Source organism: Acidianus sp. HS-5 (assembly GCF_021655615.1).
Taxonomy (GTDB): Archaea; Thermoproteota; Thermoprotei_A; order Sulfolobales; family Sulfolobaceae; genus Acidianus.
In genome coordinates this window covers 268,849-293,095 of the sequence record NZ_AP025245.1, presented here as the reverse complement: position 1 = coordinate 293,095, position 24,247 = coordinate 268,849, and the positions used below count along the sequence as shown (strand labels likewise).

The window sequence follows — 24,247 nt, the reverse complement described above, 5'->3', positions numbered from 1 at the left end:
ATTTGAATACTAAAATTGTCCTCAAGAGCGAAGGATTACGAATATTATAGTTATGCTCCCATTATTGTAGACATGGTATAGGAAGAGGATATGATACATTATGTGCAGGACGTATATTACTAAATTACGTGTGAGTTCATCTAGTATCGTTAATAGGATTGCTAAATCTAATACATTTAGTATCTTATCTTTAACTTTTCACTCACTATATTAAGCTAAAAGTTTATCACCAAAAAATTAGAATTTTTCAATAACAAAAATTTATTCGAAATAGTCTAACTAATATTATGATACGACGTGTATTAGATAATCAAGTTTGTATCTTTAATCTTACGTTATTCTCGTAATTAATTTTGCTATCCTTTAGAACATCTAGAGCTATGTCAATTAACTCATCTATATCCCGTCCTAAATTCAATGATTTACCACTGGATCTAATGCTTTCTTCATAAAAGGCGAGCATGTGCCGAGAAACAAATCTCCCTGCCAATCTTCAAGCATAGCATTAATTACTACATAGGCTCTTTCAACCCACGTGGCGAATTGGGGAAGGATCACTTGTACTCATAAGACTTCACTAAACACACCACACTACCTTATATAAAACATATTGGTCAGATCTGAGTAAAACGGATCTGACCTAGAGCGTAGATCGTGCTAACCTATATAAGAGATTTAAATCGCCGAGTTGTAGAACTAATATTCCTTATTTCAAATTAGAGGAATTTTCAGTTTTTTTACGATTTTCCGGAGATCGTGAAATTATATTATACTCTAGCCTTGCTAATCTATATAAGTTCCGAATCAGTACTGCTATATATACACCTCCCAGAATTATTGCCACGTCAATACTTTCAAAGAATTCAGGATATTTCCTAACTTCTGTTGGAAAAGAATAAAAATAATAGAGTACAATATATACTAATGCTGCTATTGAGACTGTAAAAATACCTTGCGTAAATAAAGATAAAAGTCTACCTATAAACTGTTGAAAGTATTCTATTTGCTGTGAATTTAATGAACAGTTATTCACATCAATTTCAAGCCTTTTCATAAAAAAATTAATTGATATTAAAATTAACTCAGTAAATAATAGTATATAATCAGGCCAGTAAACTAACATGTCTTTTGTAATTTCGAACGCGAATATGAAATATACTAATAGATAGAAAAATATTATTGATACTAAATCTATCACGTTATTTTCGAATTTTATCCTATTTATTTTTTTAAATATTTTAGATATTACTTTAAATATTAATAAATTAAGAATTTTATTTATTACAAGAAATAATCCTACTAAACTTATACCGGCTATTAAAACTATGATAAAATATATGGGCATCGAAGGATAACTAGGGAAAGTATTTAATGGGACTTCATTTACAGCTTGAATATAACTTTCTAATAATGCTTTGTTCCCTAATTCTTGTAGATGTTGATATATTAAATAGAAGCTTTTTATTGCAAAATAATGAGCCAAAAGATGTGATATAAGCAATACAACGGCTAAAAAGCAAATTCTCGAAATGTATATTGAGTCTTTCTTTGACATATTTCCAGACCTCTCTAAGATCACTTATAATATTTAAATAATATTTCTTCATTATTTTAATTTACTTATACTTTTTAGAATGCAGCAAGTTCACAGGGCTCTTATCGAAAGATTGTCCGTATTTCATTTTTTATAGATAATCGTGAAAATATTTATCTTTAAAAGTGAATAGGGCCATTCAGGTTTCTATTGTAAATTCATTATATTTCAAAAACTATAACTAATTTAATTGGATAATAACGATCCATAAAGGGACTTCATACTTTATCCTGTTAATACTTTTATACTTATATTGTTCATAAATTACAATTCGTAATAGAGCAGTGTATTGTCCTAACTTGAGAAGTTTGACAACATTAATATCTTAACCATATATTATATTAAAATTATTTATATTATATATCTAATAAGAAGAATGATATATAACATAAAAATAAGATAATATCAAAAAATGATTAGCGCTGTCAAAATGCATGAAAGACTAATTGTATAAATATAGCTATAATTAAACTAATTGCTGTGTACTTGCGGTAATCATATAGGTACACTTCTTGATTTAACCAACGTATTAGCTTAATCGCTGGAATTACTGAAAGGAAAGCAAGTAAAATATTAATTAGTAAAGCAATTAGATTTTCAACTATCTCGGATAACGATAAAATATTTAAAGACGAGCCTGCATAGACTATGCTATAAATTACTAGATACTTCAAAATTACTATGATCATATTAATTACAGCTGTCATAGAAGCTGATATTATCATATTGAAAATACTTAACATATTATTTCCATTACTGACATCTAACATATCATTTTTATCCATTTCAAATCATTAATGTTGTTTTAAAATAAAAACCTTACTATTCTTAATTGGGCAATTCAGGTTTTCATTGCAGATTCGCTTTATTTCTAAAGTTTAAGAGAAAATAATGTTATTACACCTGTCTAAAACGTTTAGTTCGTAGGATAATTTGATTGAAAATTTCTCCCATAATTGTACGTTATTCCAATTGGCAATGGATCCGTGAATCGCCCCTTGATTATGTTGAGCATTAGTTTCCAATGAATGCTCTATTATAACTAAAGGAAGATAATTATTCTACAAAAGTAACAATGGAATATGATAATTTCTTAATATTAATAATTTTGTACATATTAATACGAATTCCGGTTCAAAATGTATTATTTTGTTACTTTAGCATTCTGCATATTCTTTAACGATTCAATAACCCCTTCAATTACAGAATTAGCAATAATTATTAAACTCTGTTGTTTTCCTAATTCTTTTATTAGTGTAGATAAACTTAAGCCTTGTTTTTTTTTTTTTGCACAGTACATCATTAGATATTAGATCATTGTGTATTTTTATCATATTATTCAATACATTGTCTATAAAATTTGATAAGATATCTGTAGCTTTTATTAAGATATCTAGATTATTTTGCATATCTTGCTGAATTATTTCACTGGGCAATTTTCCTTTAGATAAATTAGGATATCTAGAAACCTCGGCATATTTTGCTAATACCAGGTTTATGAAAATCATTAGTTTATATTGTAGATAAATTTTGAGAAAAGATACACTAATAGATGCAATGTATTTAGCAAACTCGTTAGGATTAGGAAACTCTGGGAAAAACTCCTTAAGTAAATCTTTTACTGGTTCCAAATATTCTACTGCCATCTCTATCATCTTCTCTTTCAATTCTTCTATATCTTTACTTTCCAATACAACTGTAAACAGCAATATTGAATTAATTAAATAATTTTTATCCAAATTTTTATCTTTAATTAATTCTTCTATATCTTCCTTTTCTCTATATACCGTTTTCCTGTATAATTCTATTATATTTGACGAAAGCCCTACTGCTGGAGGTAAAAGTGTCCTTATTGTAGAGATTAATACGTCCTTAAAATATTTAAACTGGATAAGAAACTGTTCAATTTCATTATAAAATCCTTTTACTACATTATGCGAATAACGACTTTTAAGATAGTTTTCAAGACTGCCAGAATCTCGCATCTTCAGACTTTCCAAGTGATTTACTATTGCAACTACCAGCGGATAGTACGGAGAATTAGTCTTCCTTAATTTTTCCTCTAAGCATTTTCCAATAGTTAGAGGTATATCCTGTAATATGTATTGTAATATACATACGAATGCCTTATGCAATTTTTCGTTACTCTGTTGTAATAGAAATACATAATGCTCAATATAATTATCAGTGTAGATCTTTTTCGTCACTTCAAGATCTCTCTTACTCTGACTTAAGAATAGGCTGGCACAATCTAAGTATAAGTTATTAGTAGCATTCAAGTTCATGTTGTCCCCCCTTACAGTTTAACAGCGAATCCTATCTTGAGCATTAGTAATAATCAATAAAGTTGATTGAATAATGATAAACTTTTCCTTATGTTTCAATATCTTATAACTCATAAATTTGTATTAAGAAATAATCCTTAATAAACTTTAATATAGAATTAGCAAAGTGTTATTTAGACTTATTATTGCATACTACGTAGTAATATTGAAGATAATTAAAAATAAGATTAAGTCTTACAACTACACACTTAAGCTATATTGGAGTCGACCAGCCCAAGTACGATAGAGAGCCTAACCAAAATGAAATATATCAGCCTATTAAGGAGATATGCGAAAATATGCACAATTTCTACAATGTGATTGATAAAATCTTCTAGATACACAAGCTATTTGTGATATTGACGTCTCACTTAAAAATTTCTGTACTAGGGTTTTATTAGTCAAAGCAACAGTTCAAATCAGTACAGTTTCACCACATAGTGAGGAGTTTTTTGCGGGAAGTGTCACTGTATCTTAATACACTATCGAGTAATTTCTCATTAAATTAAGATTAAGAGCATTCAGTGAGGTGATTAAGACTGTATATGAGAAGATGAATAAGAAAGATCTCAAAGCCTTAACCTTTAAAAAGCGAATTATAATACTGGAGATTACTAACCGCGAAAAGAATGAAGACTTAAATTTTCTCACTTTCCCTTAATCGAGATTTTAAGTTGCTAATTGACTTACAAGGACTTTCAGGTTACTATATCTAACCATATAGCCTATTACTTGGTAACTACTATCCAATATTTTCTGACCTTATTATCGCATAGGTAATAAGGAAAATGCGCTTGAAGTAGAAATAAATATTTAGCGTTTAGTCAAAAATTTTTGAAGATGTTATATGCTCGTCTGGAACATAGAGGATTTTATTAAGGTATCTATTCTGGAAAAACTTAAAATTTAGTCTAAGTTAGAATATAATTTAGAGAGCGTAGCGCTCATATGAAGGGACACCTGGCGTAGCGGCCACGTGTCCCTGATCATTAAGCATAATAAGTCCATGATTTAATGCCCCATCCTTCTATTCTCCCGTTTTTTGGATTTCTATCCAACTTACTAGAGATTATTTCGAACAGTTTCTCGTAGTTAAACTTATTCCCCTTATCACCAACCACGTGTTTCCTTATGATATATCCTGCAAAGTCAGAAATTTGCAAAGCCTCATACTGCGAAGAATTGGCAAAGTATATAGGTTTAAATACTCTATCTACTATTGAAGACCTCCTAATGTAAGGATTATTACTTAACTCGTTATTCATAGTTTCAATAATTTCCCTCTGTTCCATCGAGAGCTGGCTGTCCTTATTTACGCTTATTTGGTCATGGATAAATAGAACCCATTCGTTAGGATAATTCTTATCTGCAAACCTTATTATCCTCTCGAATAATAGCCTATACCCTATAAGTATTACATCTTTCCTCAATTTCTTATCATCGGTAGACTTTATCGGTTTAGAAGTGTTTTTATATTCTTTCAAAACTACGCTAGAAATTATTGTTATGTTTAGGTCTCTTATTATCTCTGCAAACTCCTCTGCAAAATTCCTTATCTGCTGTTCCGTTAAAGGAAAATTATTTCTGGGATGAAATAAGTCACTAGCGTGAACTTCTACGTTAGGTATTCCGTACTTTGCCTTCAAGCACGATATTCTATTTTTTATGACACTCAGTTCTGTATCTCTAACTATTGTGGAAGTTACTAAAAATGGTAATGGTCTCCCTTGCTTGTTAACCTCTTTAAACGTCGGTTTACCGTTTTCGTCAATGAACGCAAGCAACATATATTAATATTTGGCGTCACATTTAAAAGTGATATTATATACTTAGAGGTAATACAATCTCTTTTGTTAAAATTAATTATACTGATATATTTTAGGAAGTTAGATATACATGGATTAAAAATTGATCTGAGTTATTCAGTTTCTATTGAAAATTATGGCAAAAATAGATCAAATTAAGCAAAGAAGATTCTTAAGAGCTTAGATGAGGAGAGAACTGCAAAAATTTAGCACGGATAGCGTTTATCGGAAAATCCTAGCAGTTCTAGGTGCCCATAAAAACTTTTTAGAATTATGGCCCTAAAATTTGGTATGACCAAAGACCCCCTAATGGAGGAGTACTATAATGCCTTGGATGACGCGTTCAACGTGGTAACGGTCTCGCTCCCCGGCATTAGGAGAGATATTGCACCGAAGCTCCTCCTCGGAGCGACATTTGGAGGAGGAGTTACGGAGATAGCACAACAAGTGGGCATGGACTACGAGACGGTACTAAAGAAACTAGACGAAATAGCGAATGCCAGGCTAACCGGCACAGTCAAGATGATCGTCAAGGACCACCCACTCTTACTCATAATAGACGACACGCACGACCACAAACTTTACGCAATGCCAACATCAAGGAACGGAGCACAACTCTACTACTGCAAAGGACACAAGAAGTACGAGCCAGCAATACTCATAGCAACAGTAAAAGACATAGTTACCAACGAGGTGTACATAATCAGCGTCACACCATACGTCCCGAGGAAGGTCGAGGAAGAACTCAAAAGGAGGGGAGAAAAGGTAGAGTTCAAGACGAAGATAGAGATATACTTAGGGCTATTACCTCACCTCGACGGCCTAAACGTTGTTGGCGTAGACTCTTGGTATGTTAACTCCAAGACGTTACTGCCAAATACTGTGGGGGACTTAAGTCTAACGCACGGGTAGTCGAGGGCGGCGAGCTTGTGCGTTTAAGCTTGTTCCCCAGTGGGTGTACCAAGTGGCTTAGTACACTCATAAAATTACTCGTCATAGACGACTATAAAGGTTACGGGAGGAGGTACTTCTTCTCCACAACGACACCCCAGAGGACATCATAACCGCAGGTGGGACATCGAGGTCTTAATCAGGGAGTTAAAAGCTTTGGGGCTCGAGAAGGGCTCTTTCCTCACCTGGGTGAGGAACACGGACTTCATAACGCTTAAGGCACTAGCCCTCCTCCTAGTCCTCACCTTCAAGTACACCGCAGGGCTAAAGCTGGGAGCAAAGAGGTTAGCGAGGTTGATAAAAAATATTTACCAAAAAGTTGGAGGCATAAAGAAACTGTTCAAACGGAAGAGAAAAACATAAACTGCTAATTTGTGCTCATATTCACTCATTAGAGCCTCAGAACATAGGAAAGTTCTATGTCGGGTCGACTATCTTTAACTTTTTTAGTTCATCTCTTATTTTATCCTTTCCAATTATTTCTACTACTTTTGAAGCAAACCGCTCAACAGAAAAGAAGATTTCATAGTCAGAAGTTTTTAGAAAAGTTAAAAGTACCAGCTTAACCTTATCTCTTTGTGACTTATTTAGATTAATACCATGGAGAAAATTGCGTACTTTTTCGTCACATTCAATCAATTTTAATAATAGGGACTCCATACTTCCTTTAAAATCGTCGCTAGGGTCTCCAAGTATTATTAACTTCTTATTACCTATAGCTAGTATTGGAGGATCTTTATTACCATCAAAGCCTTCGACTATTTTATTATATCCTTCCTCGTTACCGTCAATAATATAACACCCTGAATTACCTAATCTAAATAGTCTTAAAACGTTCTCTTTCCCATTTGCTGATTGTATCTCACTCCCGTTTATCCCTATTTTTTCAAGAATTAATTTATCAAATTTTCCTTCAACTATATACCTTTCACACATATTTAATCCAACTCAATGACGGCTCTAGACTCATTATCGCTTCTACATCTTTTGGGTTATTATAAGCAATAACTCTCCTGTCCTTCATTACTATTATGTTTAACTTCTCCTTCTCGTACACGTTATATGCCATCTTCAATACCTCATTACTATGAGTAGTTATAAATAACGTAGCATTACTCTCCTTAGTCTCCTTAATTACATTTAATAACATGTCTGGGTGTAAGGAGTCTTCAACCTCGTCAACCAGTAATACGTCACAGAACTTCAAAGAAGCTTTTATTAACTCACGTTTAAGCATACCCCTCCCTAAAACGTAGACAGGGAGGTACCCTTTAAATAATTTGTAATACCCCGTAACCTCATCCCTTAAAATCTCTAAGTCATTAGACTCAAACCCTTTACGTTTCGCCTTACTTATTATCCTTTCAGGGTTGTCAAAGGCATCAAAGTACGATGTAATGTATACTGGAGTGAACACACCGACGTTAGACTTTTCAACTTCATATGATGGGCTATAAGCAATTACTGGTAAAGCGTTCTCTGGTACTACCATACTCCTTTTTAATGATATTTTCACACTCGTATAGTCTGAAACTAGTCTAATAGTATCAATTCCCTCCTTCTTAATTTCAACTTTATTATCGTCGAGCTTAATAGTGGAGTCCTCAAGAGTGAGTATTGAGGACAAAACGTCCCCCCTACTGAAAAACGTATGTGTCAACCAGTTCATCCTCTCGTCTAAAGGATAAGCTGAGTTAAGGAGTGTAACGAGGAACACTGCTTCTAAAAACGATGTTTTCCCAGAACCGTTCTCTCCAATTATAATATTAACTTTATTTAAAGGGATATTTTCAGCACTAATTCCCCTATAACCATTAATTGCCAAAGTGTGCATAAGTAATAGTATAAAAACTAAATATTAAGATTGCACAAATCATTACCCATCTCGCTAATGGAGTTAACACCCTCTTAGTCATTGCTGTATATAATCTCCCTATTCCCCTAGGTGTTACTTTTAATTCAAAGTAAGACGTCGCGTTAAAAGTATGTTTTACTATATTTAATAAAAATTGAAGTACGCAAAGCAGTACAATAAAGTTTTATATTAAAGTACAACAAAGTATATTGAGGTAAAATGCCGAGGCCGGGTTATAAGTCGGTTTATTTCCCAGATGAAGAACTGTGGAAGAAGATAGTTGATGAAGCTGAGAAAAGGAAAGTGAGCGTTTATGAAGTGTTAAAAGACGCTTTCGAGTGTTATATGAAGAAAAAGGAAGGAAATAAAATGAGTATAGAAGAAGTGGCTAAAGAACTCCAGGAGTTAAAGAGAAGGGTTGAAGAGTTGGAAAAGAAAGTTAAATAGAATTTCTCCTCAATAAATTTGAAGTTATTTCAATTTCTCTCACATCATTTTACCCTGGGATCCAACACTTGTGCTTTTACTACTTACTCAACAATTTTTTAGAATTCAATGAGAATAATTACCATACCCTTTTAATGCTCACAACAAACATGTACTTATGAGAATTGTTGAAGATAAAGACGGCGAAAGGTTCCTAGAGTTAGAGAGTGAGGAAGATATAGACGAATTTTTCGACGCTGTAATAAAGAGGGCTAAAGAAAAGGCTAAGGACCATAAACCTTCTTATGAGACCCAACCTCTCAAATAAACACGATACAGTTTTTTGGATCAACACTATAAAGTACCCTTATATCGCCCGTAACTTCTATGGAAAACATAGGATTACCGTACTTATCCCTTCCAGCTTCTCTCTGGCATATTTGAAAGGATTCTCCCTGAGTAATTTAATCTTCTCTCTAATCATATTTAATGTCTTAACGTTAGGGAACTCGTCAGAAATAGTCCACTAGCTCATCCAAACTCCTGGCTTTCCTCATGCTAACTCTTAGGTAAAACCTTCGAGTTCTGGGAGCTGTGTACATTTTTCGTGAGTGAGAACATCGTGCTTGGTTTCGATGAGACCTTCTTGAGGATGGGAGAGAAGGAAGCGGAGGGAGCAGGAGACAAACTCTTCTCGGAAAAGGCCAAGGTTAGATCCGCGGATCTCTTGTCTCCCGTCAGGTCTAACGTGGTTACCCAATTCGCACTTCGAGGGGATCAAAAGCCCTCCGAGTTCCTTCAAGAGTTCGTCAACAAGGCTGTACAGCACATCAATCTGAGTTACGTTATAGCAGACGCTGGATTCCTCAACCTCGAGATCCTCAAGAGGTTATGCAAAAGCCGTGATCAGAGGGAAGAGCAACCTGAAAGGAGTCAAGGAACTCTTTGCCCAGCCCCTTACCGTGAAGTACTACGCGGTTAAGGACAGAACTTACGTTGCCTATAGAAGGCTAGAATACAAGGGACTCTACTATTACGACGTGATTTACGTGAAGCACAAGGGTAAACCAACGCACTTCGTTTTCGTGTCCCACATTGACGGAGATCCTTACAGTCTGGCTGAGACCTACAGGTTGAGGTATAGAGGAGGGCTTCAAGACGAGGAAGGCTAGGATAGAACTCATCAGGAGGTTGTGCAACAAGCTCTACCTGATCTACGCACTCCTCGACACAGCCTGGAACTTGTACCTCTTCCTCTCGTTTAACTTCAAGGCACCGGGAGAGAAGCTCCTAGCGTTTGAACAGTTCGTCAATCTCCTCTAGGCGTTTTCAAGCTATAGGGTGGACTATGTACCCCCGTTTTAAACATGTGAAATAAATTCAGAACTTCTCGTATTTACTAGTATTAACTTGTAAAATATACCAGCTTTTCACTAAACATATCATATTGTCACACTCTTACATTGACTTAATCCTATATTTTTATACATGAATTACTCTAATAATATCTTACAAGCGTGAGATTTTTTGGCGAAACAAGACTAAGACTGGTAGCAAATATACCACGAAAATATATGTAATAACAGCAGATAGGCCCAATATTATACCAGTTATTAATGAATTTGTTAAATTATGCGTATTAAAGTATAGCACTAGAGGAACGGCAATAACACCCAAGAGAGTAGCCGTTAACAAGATCTTGTTTCTCTGCTCTTCCAATTCTCTTCTCCTCTCTTCCAATTCTCTAATGCTATTATCCTTAGTTAATTCTAGCTTTTCCCTGAGAGCTTGATAGTCTGCATCTCCTCCAAAAACCCTCCTAAGCTTTCTGAAAATTTGTTTAAGGTAAGGAGCAAAATCAAGGTCATAGAATTCATAAAGATCGTCTATCAACTCGTTTTCTATATGAAGAATCTTCTCGCTTTTTTCGTAAGCTATTACATTATATACAGAATAAAGTGAAGCCAGTAACATGGAGAGAGAAGAAATTATGAAATAGAAGATTGCCCACGTGTTTAAAGCAGAATAAACTTCAACTCCCTTTTCGTAATCTCTCACATTCATTATGGAGTAAACAGTGTATTCGTTCACAAAAGATAATTCGCGGTCAATATCATAGTCAAAAAAGTCTCTTCTAAGATCGAAGGTGTTATAGGTGCGAGTCTTTTCACTTAATATTTTGTGTAGGTATCTGAGCCAATCCTTATCCGGTTTTTCCTCATAAGCCAGCTTAAAGATTATTTCCTCATCAGCTAGTCTGGGTTTACATTTTCCAGGGTTTTCCGCTATCTGCACATGTCTTATGTAACAACTCTCAACTAAATCAACTAAAGTATCCCACATTTTCGGTTGTTTCTCAATCTCATCGATCTTCTCTGAGAATATGAATACTAAGGCTAAAAGAATAAGTGCATAGAGATCTTTGATCTCAACCTCCAAGTTATTAGTATTTTCTAAGATCTTAGAGAGATAATGAATTAAATGCTCTGTATTAACATTCTTTTTATTAATATAATAAGATAATTTTTCAAAAAATTTATAAGATCTCCGCTTATCTTTCCTTTTTAATTTTAATATATTAGGAAAACTTTTCAAAAAATTTATAAGATCTCCGCTTATCTTTCCTTTTATGTCAAAATCTGGTAACTCTAAGTGCTTATCGGAATTAAGAACTGGATCCCCTATTGCGTTCTTAGGGATAAATAGTAAACTAAGTGAAAAAGTTTTCCTGATATAGTATTCTTCATTTTCAATGAATTGAACTATCGGAATTATATAGAAACTTATTTCACTCTCATCTTCAATAATAAACTCAGCTATTGGTAATACTAAAAACAGTATTCTGGAAGCTAAGTCCATTGAAAATAAGCTCCAGCCTTTCGGGGCAGGGCTGTCGTTATATAAGAGGAGAAGAACAGTATCATATGCTACTTTCAATTTCTCAATATCATTATTACTATCTGGGATGATAAATAGTACGCCTTCGCTATACTCCTCATTGTCTTTCTCCATTCCCTTTTCGTTGCTATGTCTTACTTTTGTTTCATAAGGTTTCACAAGAGTTACCTGTATTGGAAGTTTCGTATTATTGTCGTTAACGTTTTCTGCAATTTTAAATTCTGGTATACTAAAAAAAGGGTATTCTACAGAATAATATAAGGATCCCATAATACTACGGTAGTCCATCGAGTGCTGCCCATTTATGAGATCACTTATTTCCTTCAACGTCTTTACAACAAACCCGGTATTCCCTAAAAAATCTTTAATCTTTCTCTTCAAATAACAGTAGCCGATTTCTTGCTTTCCCTGCTTCAAGAAACCTATTACTTTAGAGTAGTCACTATCAAGTCTTATTCCGCTGGTAAGAGTAACGAAGAACCGTAACTCATAATCGCAACTGCTTTGGTTATCGTTCTCCACATATAAATCTACTTTAACGTAACTTAAAAGTTTTCATCAGACCTGTAGCACTCCCTAAACGTATTTCAACGAACCGGAGAAACTCCTCAGATTAAGGGAGCTAACCGTCTCCCTTACTGCATTAACAAAGAGGAGCAAGTAACCTTGTAACTCCTCTTGAGGAAGTGTCCTGCATGTCCAGATTGACGTCCCTGCGAAACTTCTCTATCTCCCACCTAACCCTCTACCTCGCTCAAGTTGAGCCTATTACCTTTAACTAGAATTAACAATTTTACTGTAAGTACTTGATCTCCCAGGGTCGGCTAAGTAAGACCCTGAGGGAGGTCTCCGAAGTGAAGGTAACCTCCGCCTCCAACGTCTTCCCTAACCCTAAGGAGCCTCCTATTAGACTTCAACTCAGAAACTACCCTTCAAGAGCTTCTCAGACCAAGAGTCAAAAACCACCATTGTCACAGTAAACGGCCCCTTGAGGACCTCAAGTATTTCAGCAGCCACCTCGATCTTGAACTCTTTAACCATGCCGCTCTCACACGTCTTCCCCGTTGCCGGGTCGTACACGTGAGTACTCGTATCCCGGGCTCGTACCTCTTGTGTGAGGAGCACCGGTAGTTCCCGTACCCGCTCTCTACTCCCTGGAGTACGACTTGTGGTCTGACGTGTCGTCTTACTACTACCGGCCCGGTTATTGCTTAATGTCTCTAGGTAGTCCTTCCAAGCTTCCTCCAGCGCTTTTAGTAAGGTGGGTAGTTTAGGTTGAACGTGTCTACTAGGTTTCTAATGCTTGCCCTCCAATCAAGGCCATGAGTGCTAGAGCTACTGCCACCAGCCGTTCGTCCTCAGCATCCCTACTACGAAATTGAATGCCTTGACGAACTCACTCTTTGCAAAGACAACTCCTTCTCGTACTTCTTTTCAATCAACCAAACGCAAACCTAAAAACTTTATCAGACTAGGAATTTGAAATTTAGTTAAAATTTCTTAAAGTAGTTTAAGTTCTAACTATTATATTTTTCTAATAAATTCAATAAATCTGTCTAATTCTTTATTTTTTGTCAAATATCTAATATTTTCTCCTTTCTTCACGAAAGGTATATTAAACACACCCCTTATATTACCTGAACCGTCAATTACAGTCAATCTTATAAAATCACCCTTAGGATTTGCAGCTACTCCTAAGGGCGATTGTAACTTGGAGGGTATAAGTTCAGTATTTACTATACCTAAGGGAGATTCTAACAGCTTCATATACTTTATCAATTGATCTAACTGTTCTTGTGCTAAGCCCTCATAACTCTTTACCTCAATAGGAATCGCATTGTTCTTGACTCTCAACATAAGGTCTACCTTTGCAGGGATGATAATGTTACGTATAGTTCTAGCTTTGGTATCCCTTAATCTAATCGTGTATTCTGGGTAAACTTTAATTCTGTACTCCGTTAAAACTCTTGCTAACTCATATTGATGAAATGCCTCATTCCTTACATAACTTCTAACCTTACCCCTCACCTTTCCCGATATTACATCAAAAATTCCCTTAACCTCATTTTCTAACTCATTCAGAAATATACCGCTGACTTCTTTCTCTTCAAAATATACGGGGTCACACAGTGTCGGGTTATCTTTTGATAAACACTCACTATCATATAGGTGTATTAATATTTTATAAGAAGGACAGAAAGAGATATCGTATCCTTCATCATTGACGTCTGAGATTACATACCGATAGTGCTTCTCGGAAGTTTTAATGGCAACTACCCCATAAAATGCGGGATTAGCAGTACGGGAGTAATCTATAACCTGATTTAATGCCTTATCTAACTTTTCTTCTTCTCCGGGTTCCAGTTCTTTAAATTCCAGTAGCAAACGTAAATTGAGGTCTGAATCTAATATTGCGAGATCCGCTCTTTTATTACCTATTCGCATCGCAAGTGCAGGATTAAGGTAGTTAACCCCTTTATAGTTGAAATCACTTGAGATCAGTAAGCTCATTGTATTCAAATAGAATAGTAACCTACCGCAGTTTTCTAAGTCTGGACCGGAGAAATTAGTATAAATAACTACAGATTTTCTTCCCATAAGTAATACTCATAAAATTTTTAAAAATAACTATCTCCATACTCACGTAAGCTTTAATTGAGCAACTCATAAATCACTTAAGGCGTCAAAATCTTTTTGGTCTCGTCTTTATGTAAGGAGTCACATCATTAATAGTGCATTTCGCTTCATGAAAGCTTAAAACGTGAAGTATGTAATCGTTACTCCAGCCATCAGATATCCAATTGTCTTGTTTATTTACTTTAGTATGAATACCATCTACCTAGTCCCTTGAAGGAAGGAGATAACAATTACTCTTGATAGTCCCCAATTAAGCTGGGGAGGAGCGTCATTAATATTACTAATAGATATTGAAAGAAAAGGGACTATTCATTCCCACTCTTGCTGAAGAGGACTTTCGCCCCCTTAATCCCATAAAGTTAAATTCTCTATGTTTGAGTGTGAATAACAATTTTAAATTTGAATTATATTAGGCGTGAATTTAGCTTCAATTTATGATTAGATCTGCAGATAATAATATAGGATGTTACAATTTTAATCTAATTCAAATTTTTATTGTATAATCAAAGTGTTAAAAAGGAAGATGGCTTTAAGTGTCTTGAATAAATTACAAATGAAATTGTTGTCCATAGTCGTCCCTGCTTACGACAGTATAAATTAATGTGAAGGAGTTCTTTAAGGAAGTAGAATGTCCTAAACTTACATAAATATATTACTATAGCCTTTTATGATGCTTCATGATATTTTAATTATTGGGTGATTGGAATCAGCTATATCAGTATCGCAATAGGTGGATTAACACTACTTGGTGTGTTTATAGGTAAATGGCTTGATATAGCTAGTAAGCCCGCCTTCAGTTTCCTAGAAGTTACAGGCACTCCCGCTAAAATCTTAATTAGTAATGTACAGCAAGATGTTATACAGTGTAGTGCTAGATTTGTAGTAGACTGGGGGTACTTTAAAATGATATCAAGGAGGAGTAGGTTAATAGCTGAAAACGCTCAAGGATGGGTGAAGTTAGAGGGTAAGCATTCCTCTCCAGCACCTTGGGCTTACGATTATTACTATTCTATGGATATTGTAGGTGAAGAGTCTCTAGTAGTTCTTTTCCTGACTAAAGACCGCATAAATGACTTAGAAAATTGTAAGGTTATCTTTCCAGTTAGGCCTATTAATGTCCAGAAATGGGATAGAAATAATAAAGTCGAGTTTAATTACAACGGAATCGAGAATCAAGAATTATTAATAAGGGTCGCGTCATACACTGCTAACGGTACCGAAAAGAGATATAAGTTAGCGGAATTTGTAAAGCAATGCATAAATGATTACAATCACAGAGAAGACTATAGGAAATAACTTAATTTCACCTTATCGTAATCTTATCTACATACTGATCTGACTACTAAAATCGCTTTTTCCCTCTCGTGGCTAATTCACAAGGCTCAGCAATTATTGGAAAGAGATTCAACCTTATCGTGACAGCTATTATCATGAAATTATCGCCATATAGAATTTGTATTTAATAACGTAAGTGACATAGATTTTCCTATTTTTCGTCTAATTAGAAGACTTGCATTCCCTTACTCTTCTCCTCAGTTAAAGGACAGTATTACCTAACTCTCCCTGCTTGACTATTCACTTCACTATTCTCATACTCTAACCCACCTTTCGTTCCTTTTCTCGCAAACAGTAATTATCTCCTCAGCTTTCTCTACTAAATTCCCTGTGGCGTAACCGGATAAGCCTGAAAGGACTGCAATTAATAACCCTACGTCAAGCCTCTTAGCACCTCCAGTTACTCCTCCTGCAGTTGCAGTACCTAATGTACTTTCAAGCACGTAAGTTACGACTCTAGCTATTATTATCCTAGTTACCACAATTCCTAGCCTTGAAAAGAACTCATCCAACTCACTACAATCCCTTATCCTCTCTTCTGAAGGAGTCCTAAAGCATATTGCGAATTTGTACTTACTCCTCTTCTTGATAATGACGTCAGCGTCAAGTTTGAAAGAGTTCCTTAAAGCGGACTTTACACTTTCAAGATTACCAGCAGTACTGTAACCTTCTATAATGTATCTAATATGATCTTTTGGTATACAATTATATTCTTAAGATACAAAATAATAAGAATTCATCAACTTCAAGGTAAAGGCTAGTTCAACTTGTAGTTACTACGTCACATCAACCTTTAAGGAGTGACTAGATTTTTGAGAACTCTTTCCGTCAAACAACTTCGCTCTTCCTTAACCAGTAAACCCTTTAAGGAGTACATCCAGATTGTTTTTCCATTTAGGCTAGCTTACTTCAGGTTCAGATTGATGTAAAGAAAGAACTGGAATGACTTGAGGTGATAGTTCAGCCCGTAGTTGCACTACTAAGATACCAAGAGTGTAATGAAAGCTGTAAGATATACTTTATCCGTAAACCATATGGAAAAAGACTGCAACTAATCTAAAGCTCCAACATTTCTGTTAGAGAGCCTCGCTTGACTGTGAGCGACAGGTATAGTTAAAGCCCATCTGAATTGCCACACAGTTACCTAACGTAAGAAGAATCGACCAATTGTTAAATATCATCTGGTATTGCAACTGAACTTTAATGAGATCAGAGTCTCCTCCCCATTTCATAAAAACAATGCGCTGGAGCAAACGCATGATACCAATAACTTTTGCAAAGCTATGACGAGAGTCGCTCTCCTGTTTTCCCTCTCACCTGCAATGAATCTGAATCTCGAGATTCCGATAAATGATATTCGTTGTACTTAGACATTATTCTACTCTAACGTGGCTTAAAGGTTTTTAAAAAGGTAGTTCCATAAAAACGTTTAAACGAACTTCTCAGTTTAATAGACGGACCTCATCTATTTCTCTGGTTTTCATACTTTTACTAAACGTCGATCTAGAAACTTTATCAGTATTATCAAGAAAAGGAGGACAATTACTATTATTTGCTACGCTCAAAGTAAAAACATCTCTACTGTTCAAGGCTAACATAAAACTTACTTTTAATGCTTGTAAGAAAAACTAACGTACTAGGAAAATTAAAATGTATCAACAAAGCATTTCCTTTGACAAAGCTTATTATTTCTCACTTTATCAACTCCATATGAAAGTTGCAATATTGTTGGCAATTTTGGTAGTAAGCCTTTCAACACTCTCCTCTGCTTACTCAATAGAGGTTTGTTACCCACACCAAGTGCTTATGGAACAGGAATTTACCATAAGGTTTTCGTTAACAACTTCAGAAATAAACTCCACAAACTTTGAGTATATTACACCTGGGGCTGAGATAGTTAACGTCTCAGGGATGACAGCTTATAAGGGATTCGGAGGATACTGGATGGTTGATAAGGTAAACATTACGAATACTTCAGAACTAGTGGTCTCATTTTACGGTAAAATAGTTGGACAACTTACTAATGATCCTGGCATAGTTCTTTATGGTAGCACTATTAATTTGGAAGAGAGTGATAATTCTCAAAATTCATATTATGTATTGACATCTTGGAGTGGAACTTTGTGGTTGAACAAATTTAAAGGATGGTATTCTGCGATTTCTACTCTTCCTACCTTCACTTCTGGGTACTATAAAGCGATATTTAAGAACGTTAATGGGTCTGTCTGTATTTGCTCAATTTCAGTCAATTCATCTACCTATATAGTTAAATATGACACTGGTATACCATGGGATAATATAACTTACGTTGGAGTTAGACTAGATACTGATACTGTGCTTCCATTAAGTTTTAGCATTTTAGCAATTCCTAAAGCATATTACGTCGTTTATCTTAACAGTAAAGAATATACTTCTGGTTATACGAATGAAGGGTATTCTACGATTTCGTTAAGACTTTACGGACCTGCAACTCTTAACATTACTTTCCCTCAATATCACATTTATAAAACAATTACTATCTCACCGACTTCTAATGCAGATATTCATGAAGATTTCCCTACTTTACAAGTCCTAATCCTGAGTATCGCTATAATACTTTTAGTAATATCAGTGATAAGAGAAATAAAGAGTAAGAAAGCTTGATATTTCTGACAAACAATAGTAACTCATAAAATTCTTAATCATGAGAATAGAAAATGCAAATGACAATACAAAAACATAATGAGATACTAACGTTATATTTATTCTTAATAAAATAGATATCACAAATTTAGCTAATTACTCTTAAAATGACAGATATGAAACTTAGACTACGTGGTAGAAAACTCTCAATTATTTTAACGTCTTCTTCCGTAATTATCCTAAATATTTTAAAAATAGCAAGAATTACAATTATCAGAACAAAATCTAGGAACGGAGGATCTACTGTCACTTCGTAAATACTAATAAGAGGAATCATTGAAAGAATACTGATTTCCTTCTTTCCGAGATAGAAAGTAGAAGTCTTAATAGCGTAAAACAGTACAAAGAGAGAATAAATTGTTGCTATAATGATCTGAGATATAGCACCCCCCATTATTCCTATTCTAGGAATCAACAAGTAGGAAGTGAGTAATACAAGACCACCATTCAAAATCGAGAGAATAAGAAAAGGTCTCAGATCCTTCTTAAACGCAACAATAAAACTAGTTAAGGCACTTATAGAAAATGGAAGGGTAGTTGAAATCAAAAGTAGAATGAAAACTTTCAGTCCCATCTTGTATACCGGAAAGAAGCGATCAATTACTGCCTCACCTATGGGAATAGAGACTATTACGGCAAGAAAAGTTAGGAGTGAGAGGAACCTAAAGGAAAGGGATGACATCTTCTTCTCGTCTTTTCCTAAAGCCTTGTAAAAAGACGCTGTAGGTAACAAAACATTATTTAAGGCACCTAACATCATTGAAGGCACTCCGGCAACTAGAGCTGAAAATTGGTAAATGCCAAGATAATAAGAACCTAACAAGTAAGCTGTAGTTACTCTATCCCCTTGAGAAGAAAAGAAACCGGCTGAAGAAGATAGGTAAAGAGGCAAACCTTCTCTGAAAAGCTTAAGGAGGAAGGCAAAGTCTGGAGAAGGAAAGATTAATCCAATTTTTCTGCTCAAGAATGAATAGTTCATAGAAACTGAAAGTATTCCTCCTAAAGTCCAAATCTCAACGAAGAGGTAAATGCTGTGCAAGAGGACGGCTATTATCGATATTCCCCATCTTATTATTGGAAAGAGGTTTCCCGTTATTGCTGATTCAGTGAACATGTCCATCCCTATCATTATTGCTGTCAATACGCTACTAAGAAGGTAAAGGAAGAGATATGGTATTGCTAACTTAACGTAATTTGGGAAAACGAGGAGGATAAGAAAAACTGGAATAGCTAGAAAAGGGAATGAAAGAAATTTCCCTATTATCTTTTTATTTATCTCTTTTTTAGCGTAAAGATAAGAAATTTCTCTTGTTATTATTTGGCTTGGGATGAAGTAAAAGAAAGCTGATGTAACTACTTCGAGGAGTTGGATTATTGCAACTTTTCCGAAGAATGAGGGATTGGAAATTTTAGCAGTAATGATAAAGAAGATTAAGGCGACTATGACGTTAGTTGTAGTGACGCTGAGGCTCTTTAATACGTTCTTTATAGGATTCATTCAGTTTAGATCTTCAGAAGTAAAATATTAAAGCTTTTCCTAATGTAATCTAATACCCTCATTATCAAATAAGCAACTAATAGTCTTGTTAGGTACTATGCTATAAAGAGACTGGATTATTTTTAGATAAAAATAATTATAAATATTATTTAATTTTTATGATAAAAGATCTAAATTAAGGAATTCTTATGTAATTTGAAAGCGTCAAGTATAACCCTAAAATTACAAGTTACGTTTATTTAGATTTCTTCCTGTGGAACTAATTATAGAAAATATCTCATGATTTACTTTTTAGATTATAAAAACTTATAACTTAGTTTTTATTAGCATGTATACTAGATGTGTTGTTTCATGAAGCAATTTAACGAACCGATATATGTTACTAGACCCTATAAACCGCAAAAGGAGAAGCTTTTTAAATATCTAGAGCAAGTACTAGATAGTCGTTATTACACAAATTTCGGACCGCTACATAATCTGCTTGAGGAACGACTACGCCAATATTTAGGAGTAAAACACGTTATACTTACTGCAAATGGCACATTAGCCTTACAGATAGCCTATAAAGCGTTAAACGTTAAGAAAAAAGCAATTTCTACTCCATTTACATTCATTGCGACTGTCAGTTCTCTAATTTGGGAAGGCATAGAACCAGTTTTAGCAGACATAGATCCTCATACGTTTACATTAGATCCAGATAAAATTGAGAAAAATATTGACTCTGATGTCACCGCGATAGTTCCGGTTCACGTTTTCGGAAATCCTGCACCGGTAGAGGAAATTGAATATCTAGGAAAAGAGTATAGTATACCAATAATTTATGATGCTGCCCATACATTTGGTGTTAATTATAGAGGAAAAAGTCTATCTAGTTATGGTAATATTAGTATTCTAAGCTTTCATGCCACTAAGCTTTTTAATACACTGGAAGGAGGAGCTATAGTAACGAACAATGATAGCATAGTCGATACCGTAAAAGCCATGAGAAACTTCGGTATTACTGATTCACAGACTGGTGAAATTAAGACAATAGGTATAAACGCAAAGATGAATGAGTTTGAAGCAGCAATGGGATTGGCAGTCCTAGATGATATGGAGTATATAATATCAACACTGAGGAAGAATTATAATATTTATAAAGAACTTTTATCCGATTACCTTGAATTTCAGGTAATTAGAGACCATACTGATTATAATTACATGTACGTACCCGTATTATTTCCAGATGAAGAATCAGTAATGAGAGTCAAGAACGAGCTGAACAAACATGATATATACCCACGAAGATACTTTTATCCTTCTTTGGATACAATTAGTTTCATTAAATCATTGTGTAAATGTGAAATCTCTAGACGAATAGCGTCTACGATACTATGCTTACCGAATTATGTTGGGCTTGAGGAGGATACAATAGTATATATTTCAGATATTATAAAAAATACGCTTAAAGATATTAAGAAATGATAATAATCATTTATACATTATGACGTCAAATCTATAATAAGAAGTACTAATACGCTTATCAATGTTCAGAAAATTCACTTTAAAACTATATTTCTCTCCTAACGCTTTAATTTGGTTTTTATCATACCAATATCCTAAATGATAACGTCCTTCTTTTATTGATCTGATAAAAAACTCACGCTTCTCTGGCGTGTTATAAAATTCCCATATCCTAACTATGTCTGGTATATTACTCATATAAGTGGTAATTCCATTTAACTCAGAGAGTCTATTTAAAAGTTGATCCAGATCATCTGGCGTAAGATATTGTATACAACTGTAAAAATTAAATTTCTTAACGTCTGGAAACTCATACTTATAATCTATATCGGTAACATCTCCTATCATATAAGTTATATTCAGAGCATTATTACCACTTTCAGCAACTGTTATTAATCTATCGGAGAAATCTACAGCATAAATTTTTCTGACGTAATTTGCAATTCTCTTAGTTATCATACCATTACCACAGCATCCATCAAAAAGTATATCCTCCTTAGATAGCTTTAAGTTAGCAAGAATCTCGTTAACTCTATACTCTATTTGTTCATTTGGAACTTCTTCTCCATTGACTGTCATATCCACTTGTCTTTTTAATGAATCATATTTTACAGCATTTTCGTTAAAATGGGACTTCCAGTATTCCTTAAAACTCATCCTACTTATAGTTCTAAATAATTTTTCGAAATCTATATTCATGCTTAGTCCTCTAACCTATATTCCTCTAGCAGTTTTTTAGTTTTTTCCACTCCATTAAACATTAAAACATCGATTATGGATAACCAAGGTTCAAATTTATCATCAATCTGTTGATATCTTATTTCGTTAGGAACTAGGAATTTCAGATCAATATTTTCAGCCTCAAACTTGGCCTTATCAAAAAGTGTCCTACCACCAGGTGGATTTATATACATATCTCCCCTTATTTGCTTTGTCATTTCAAATGCCCAATCACCAGGAGCCTTTACATTACTATAGTCAAAATTCATACTTGAGGCCACATAAATCTCGGTATTACAGTCTAAAATTTCACATAGTCTTCTTATTATAATTTCATTGATTTTAGCAATTTTATTGATATTAATGTTAGATAAAATTTTTCTTAATATAAAAACAGTTTCGTCATAATAAGGAACTTTTTTCTTAACTTTATAATAATATGCGAGATTTTTCAATACATGATCTAGTACATCTAAGTTATCTACTATTTCTACCTCGCATATTTTTTCCTCTCGTCTTGTATGTTTTACGGGTATAGTTATATATTTCCAACCACCATTTTCTTTCAAAACTCTATTTCTATTTATCCAACCTTTCCAAATGAACTGTACTATATCGAAAATGATAAAAATATCTGCGGCATAAATAAGTTGCCAGTATCCTATATAAGGAAAAAAATACGGTTGCATTATAGCTACTTTCTTCATTTTCTCAATACCTTCATTACATGTTGTAATACGTAATCCATGTCAGATAGATCATATCTTTGATCTATGGGAAGAGGAACTAAATTTTTTGCGAGAAATATTTCCCAATCACTTGGTCCCTCTACATTTAACTCATTTTTCCAATACTCCTTTTCCAATACAACAGGCCAATAAGTTGCCACATAAATTCTATTAGATATGAGATATTTTTTCAGTTCATCTCCATTTTCTATTAATAGTGGATATACATAAGGACCGTTTACTATGTCTTCATCTATTAACGGAGTTAGCATGTTATATCCTCTCAGATAATTATGTAGATAATAGAAGTTTCTCTCCCTTATGAGCTTTACTTTTTCGTAATTTATAGATCTGAGTATAGTCTCTGTTAACTTAGACATCCTCCTTATAGGTTGGTTATATTTCTTTTCTCTTTCTTTAAGTAAAATTTCATAGAATGGCTCTGGAGAGTAGTCTAACCTACCCAATAAATATAAAGACTTATCATAAGTATAATTTTGTTCAAAGTCCTCATCTAGATGCTTAGTAGTATACAGTAGGCCTCCATCAGGTACACCGAAATATTTCCCTCCTAACGAATATAACGTATCAATACCTTCAATTGGTCTTGAGAAAAAGGCTTGAGTGTTATCTATTATCAACCTATCCCCGTATTTTCCTACTAGTATATTTCTAATATATTTACCTTTTAGTGTAAAGTAATTAATATAGAGAACTTTTGTACTTGTGCTAGTGTTAATTTCGTCCTTTGTTTCCAAATTTTTATCTATGTGATAAAAGTTCAATTTTGTCATATCTCTTATTGATTTTTCAGTCAAACTTTTATCAGTAAAATATGGTATATATATTTCCTTAACTTGCTGAGCTTTTATTATATATTTTACACAGTTTCTACCATTGTTTAGTTTTATTAGATCGGGATAATATTCCTGTTTGTAATCAAGTTCAAACTCGAAATAACCACCTATGGGTTTTTTGCAATCCATTTAATCACCATACATTTTTACGTATATAGTGACATTAATAAACTTTAGTTTAGACATATGAAGATTTTTTATTAGATTTCATTTAATATCTTAATAATAAATAATTAAATAACTGGTGTTGCTCTTGCGTATTGTGGTCGTGCGTGTCGTCTACTATTATTAGTACTGGGTCGTCTTTTACTATGTTTTTACTGCTTTGATGAGGTTGGTCGCTGCTATCTTGTCCAAGTTTTTATTGTCTTGTAGTTCATGTTTATTGTTTGTGCTATTTCTAGTACCCGCTCGTTATTGCTCCTATGAGCATA

General features: G+C 34.2%; 21 protein-coding genes and 3 pseudogenes. 8 read left to right on the top strand and 16 right to left on the bottom strand.

Features of this window, described 5'->3' with window-relative positions:
• Positions 1-706 precede the first annotated feature (706 nt).
• The 4 genes from HS5_RS01585 to HS5_RS01570 all read right to left on the bottom strand — a co-directional run bounded on the left by HS5_RS01585 (position 707) and on the right by HS5_RS01570 (position 5,705).
• A complete protein-coding gene (locus tag HS5_RS01585) occupies positions 707-1,555 on the bottom strand; it encodes a hypothetical protein (RefSeq protein ID WP_236752331.1) in 849 nt (282 codons plus the stop codon).
• Positions 1,556-2,019: 464 nt separating this feature from the next.
• A complete protein-coding gene (locus tag HS5_RS01580) occupies positions 2,020-2,379 on the bottom strand; it encodes a hypothetical protein (protein ID WP_236752330.1) in 360 nt (119 codons plus the stop codon).
• 423 nt (positions 2,380-2,802) lie between these two features.
• Complete coding sequence (locus tag HS5_RS01575) at positions 2,803-3,879, bottom strand: hypothetical protein (protein WP_236752329.1); 1,077 nt, start codon at positions 3,877-3,879, stop codon at positions 2,803-2,805.
• 1,028 nt (positions 3,880-4,907) lie between these two features.
• Positions 4,908-5,705, bottom strand: coding sequence for a DUF3800 domain-containing protein (locus HS5_RS01570; protein WP_236752328.1), 798 nt, complete (start codon positions 5,703-5,705; stop codon positions 4,908-4,910).
• A 309-nt stretch (positions 5,706-6,014) separates the two neighbouring features.
• On the opposite strand from HS5_RS01570, the pseudogene HS5_RS14425 reads away from it, so the two are divergent.
• A pseudogene (locus HS5_RS14425) lies at positions 6,015-7,037 on the top strand (ISNCY family transposase).
• 54 nt (positions 7,038-7,091) lie between these two features.
• On the opposite strand, the gene HS5_RS01555 reads toward HS5_RS14425, so the two are convergent.
• Positions 7,092-7,610: a hypothetical protein gene (locus tag HS5_RS01555; RefSeq protein ID WP_236752326.1), complete on the bottom strand. Its 519-nt coding sequence runs from the start codon at positions 7,608-7,610 to the stop codon at positions 7,092-7,094.
• Complete coding sequence (locus tag HS5_RS01550) at positions 7,603-8,508, bottom strand: AAA family ATPase (protein ID WP_236752325.1); 906 nt, start codon at positions 8,506-8,508, stop codon at positions 7,603-7,605. The genes HS5_RS01555 and HS5_RS01550 overlap by 8 nt, the downstream gene beginning before the upstream one ends.
• A 240-nt stretch (positions 8,509-8,748) precedes the next feature.
• On the opposite strand from HS5_RS01550, the gene HS5_RS01545 reads away from it, so the two are divergent.
• Positions 8,749-8,976, top strand: coding sequence for a hypothetical protein (locus HS5_RS01545; RefSeq protein WP_236752324.1), 228 nt, complete (start codon positions 8,749-8,751; stop codon positions 8,974-8,976).
• 157 nt (positions 8,977-9,133) lie between these two features.
• On the top strand, positions 9,134-9,283 hold the full coding sequence (locus HS5_RS01540) for a hypothetical protein (RefSeq protein WP_236752323.1): 150 nt from the start codon (positions 9,134-9,136) through the stop codon (positions 9,281-9,283).
• Here the strand turns inward: HS5_RS01540 and HS5_RS01535 are convergent.
• Positions 9,276-9,512 (bottom strand): annotated as a pseudogene (locus HS5_RS01535) (type II toxin-antitoxin system RelE/ParE family toxin). The gene HS5_RS01540 and the pseudogene HS5_RS01535 sit on opposite strands and share 8 nt — an antisense overlap.
• A gap of 65 nt (positions 9,513-9,577) precedes the next feature.
• Between HS5_RS01535 and HS5_RS01530 the strand changes: the two are divergent.
• Positions 9,578-9,937, top strand: coding sequence for a hypothetical protein (locus HS5_RS01530; RefSeq protein ID WP_236752322.1), 360 nt, complete (start codon positions 9,578-9,580; stop codon positions 9,935-9,937).
• Between the two features lie 67 nt (positions 9,938-10,004).
• Positions 10,005-10,127, top strand: coding sequence for a hypothetical protein (locus tag HS5_RS14420; protein ID WP_256445555.1), 123 nt, complete (start codon positions 10,005-10,007; stop codon positions 10,125-10,127).
• A gap of 337 nt (positions 10,128-10,464) precedes the next feature.
• Here the strand turns inward: HS5_RS14420 and HS5_RS01525 are convergent, their stop codons facing one another.
• The 4 genes and pseudogenes from HS5_RS01525 to HS5_RS14570 all read right to left on the bottom strand — a co-directional run bounded on the left by HS5_RS01525 (position 10,465) and on the right by HS5_RS14570 (position 14,650).
• Entirely contained in the window at positions 10,465-12,375 is a 1,911-nt protein-coding gene (locus HS5_RS01525; RefSeq protein ID WP_236752321.1) for a hypothetical protein, read from the bottom strand.
• Positions 12,376-12,388: 13 nt separating this feature from the next.
• Positions 12,389-13,260: pseudogene (locus tag HS5_RS01520) on the bottom strand (ISNCY family transposase); the annotation flags it as partial.
• Positions 13,261-13,377: 117 nt separating this feature from the next.
• Complete coding sequence (locus HS5_RS01515; RefSeq protein ID WP_236752320.1) at positions 13,378-14,451, bottom strand: GxxExxY protein; 1,074 nt, start codon at positions 14,449-14,451, stop codon at positions 13,378-13,380.
• An 85-nt stretch (positions 14,452-14,536) separates the two neighbouring features.
• A complete protein-coding gene (locus HS5_RS14570; RefSeq protein ID WP_346729573.1) occupies positions 14,537-14,650 on the bottom strand; it encodes a hypothetical protein in 114 nt (37 codons plus the stop codon).
• A 536-nt stretch (positions 14,651-15,186) separates the two neighbouring features.
• Between HS5_RS14570 and HS5_RS01510 the strand changes: the two genes are divergently transcribed.
• A complete protein-coding gene (locus HS5_RS01510) occupies positions 15,187-15,786 on the top strand; it encodes a hypothetical protein (RefSeq protein WP_236752319.1) in 600 nt (199 codons plus the stop codon).
• A gap of 293 nt (positions 15,787-16,079) precedes the next feature.
• Here the strand turns inward: HS5_RS01510 and HS5_RS01505 are convergent, their stop codons facing one another.
• The gene (locus tag HS5_RS01505; RefSeq protein ID WP_236752318.1) at positions 16,080-16,337 is read right to left on the bottom strand and encodes a hypothetical protein; all 258 of its coding nucleotides are present in this window, start codon (positions 16,335-16,337) and stop codon (positions 16,080-16,082) included.
• A gap of 1,198 nt (positions 16,338-17,535) precedes the next feature.
• Here HS5_RS01505 and HS5_RS01500 point away from each other — a divergent pair.
• Complete coding sequence (locus HS5_RS01500) at positions 17,536-18,468, top strand: hypothetical protein (RefSeq protein ID WP_236752317.1); 933 nt, start codon at positions 17,536-17,538, stop codon at positions 18,466-18,468.
• 127 nt (positions 18,469-18,595) lie between these two features.
• Here HS5_RS01500 and HS5_RS01495 read toward each other — a convergent pair whose 3' ends face one another.
• Positions 18,596-20,005 (bottom strand): lipopolysaccharide biosynthesis protein, encoded by a 1,410-nt coding sequence (locus tag HS5_RS01495; RefSeq protein ID WP_236752316.1) that lies wholly within the window; start codon positions 20,003-20,005, stop codon positions 18,596-18,598.
• Positions 20,006-20,356: 351 nt separating this feature from the next.
• Between HS5_RS01495 and HS5_RS01490 the strand changes: the two genes are divergently transcribed.
• Positions 20,357-21,469, top strand: coding sequence for a DegT/DnrJ/EryC1/StrS family aminotransferase (locus HS5_RS01490; protein ID WP_236752315.1), 1,113 nt, complete (start codon positions 20,357-20,359; stop codon positions 21,467-21,469).
• A 6-nt stretch (positions 21,470-21,475) separates the two neighbouring features.
• On the opposite strand, the gene HS5_RS01485 is transcribed toward HS5_RS01490, so the two are convergent.
• From HS5_RS01485 to HS5_RS01475, 3 genes are read right to left on the bottom strand one after another with little or no spacing between them, the layout of a single operon-like run.
• Entirely contained in the window at positions 21,476-22,207 is a 732-nt protein-coding gene (locus HS5_RS01485; RefSeq protein ID WP_236752314.1) for a class I SAM-dependent methyltransferase, read from the bottom strand.
• A 2-nt stretch (positions 22,208-22,209) separates the two neighbouring features.
• Positions 22,210-22,935, bottom strand: coding sequence for a WbqC family protein (locus HS5_RS01480; RefSeq protein ID WP_236752313.1), 726 nt, complete (start codon positions 22,933-22,935; stop codon positions 22,210-22,212).
• A complete protein-coding gene (locus HS5_RS01475) occupies positions 22,932-23,942 on the bottom strand; it encodes a hypothetical protein (RefSeq protein WP_236752312.1) in 1,011 nt (336 codons plus the stop codon). The genes HS5_RS01480 and HS5_RS01475 overlap by 4 nt, the downstream gene beginning before the upstream one ends.
• Positions 23,943-24,247 lie beyond the last annotated feature (305 nt).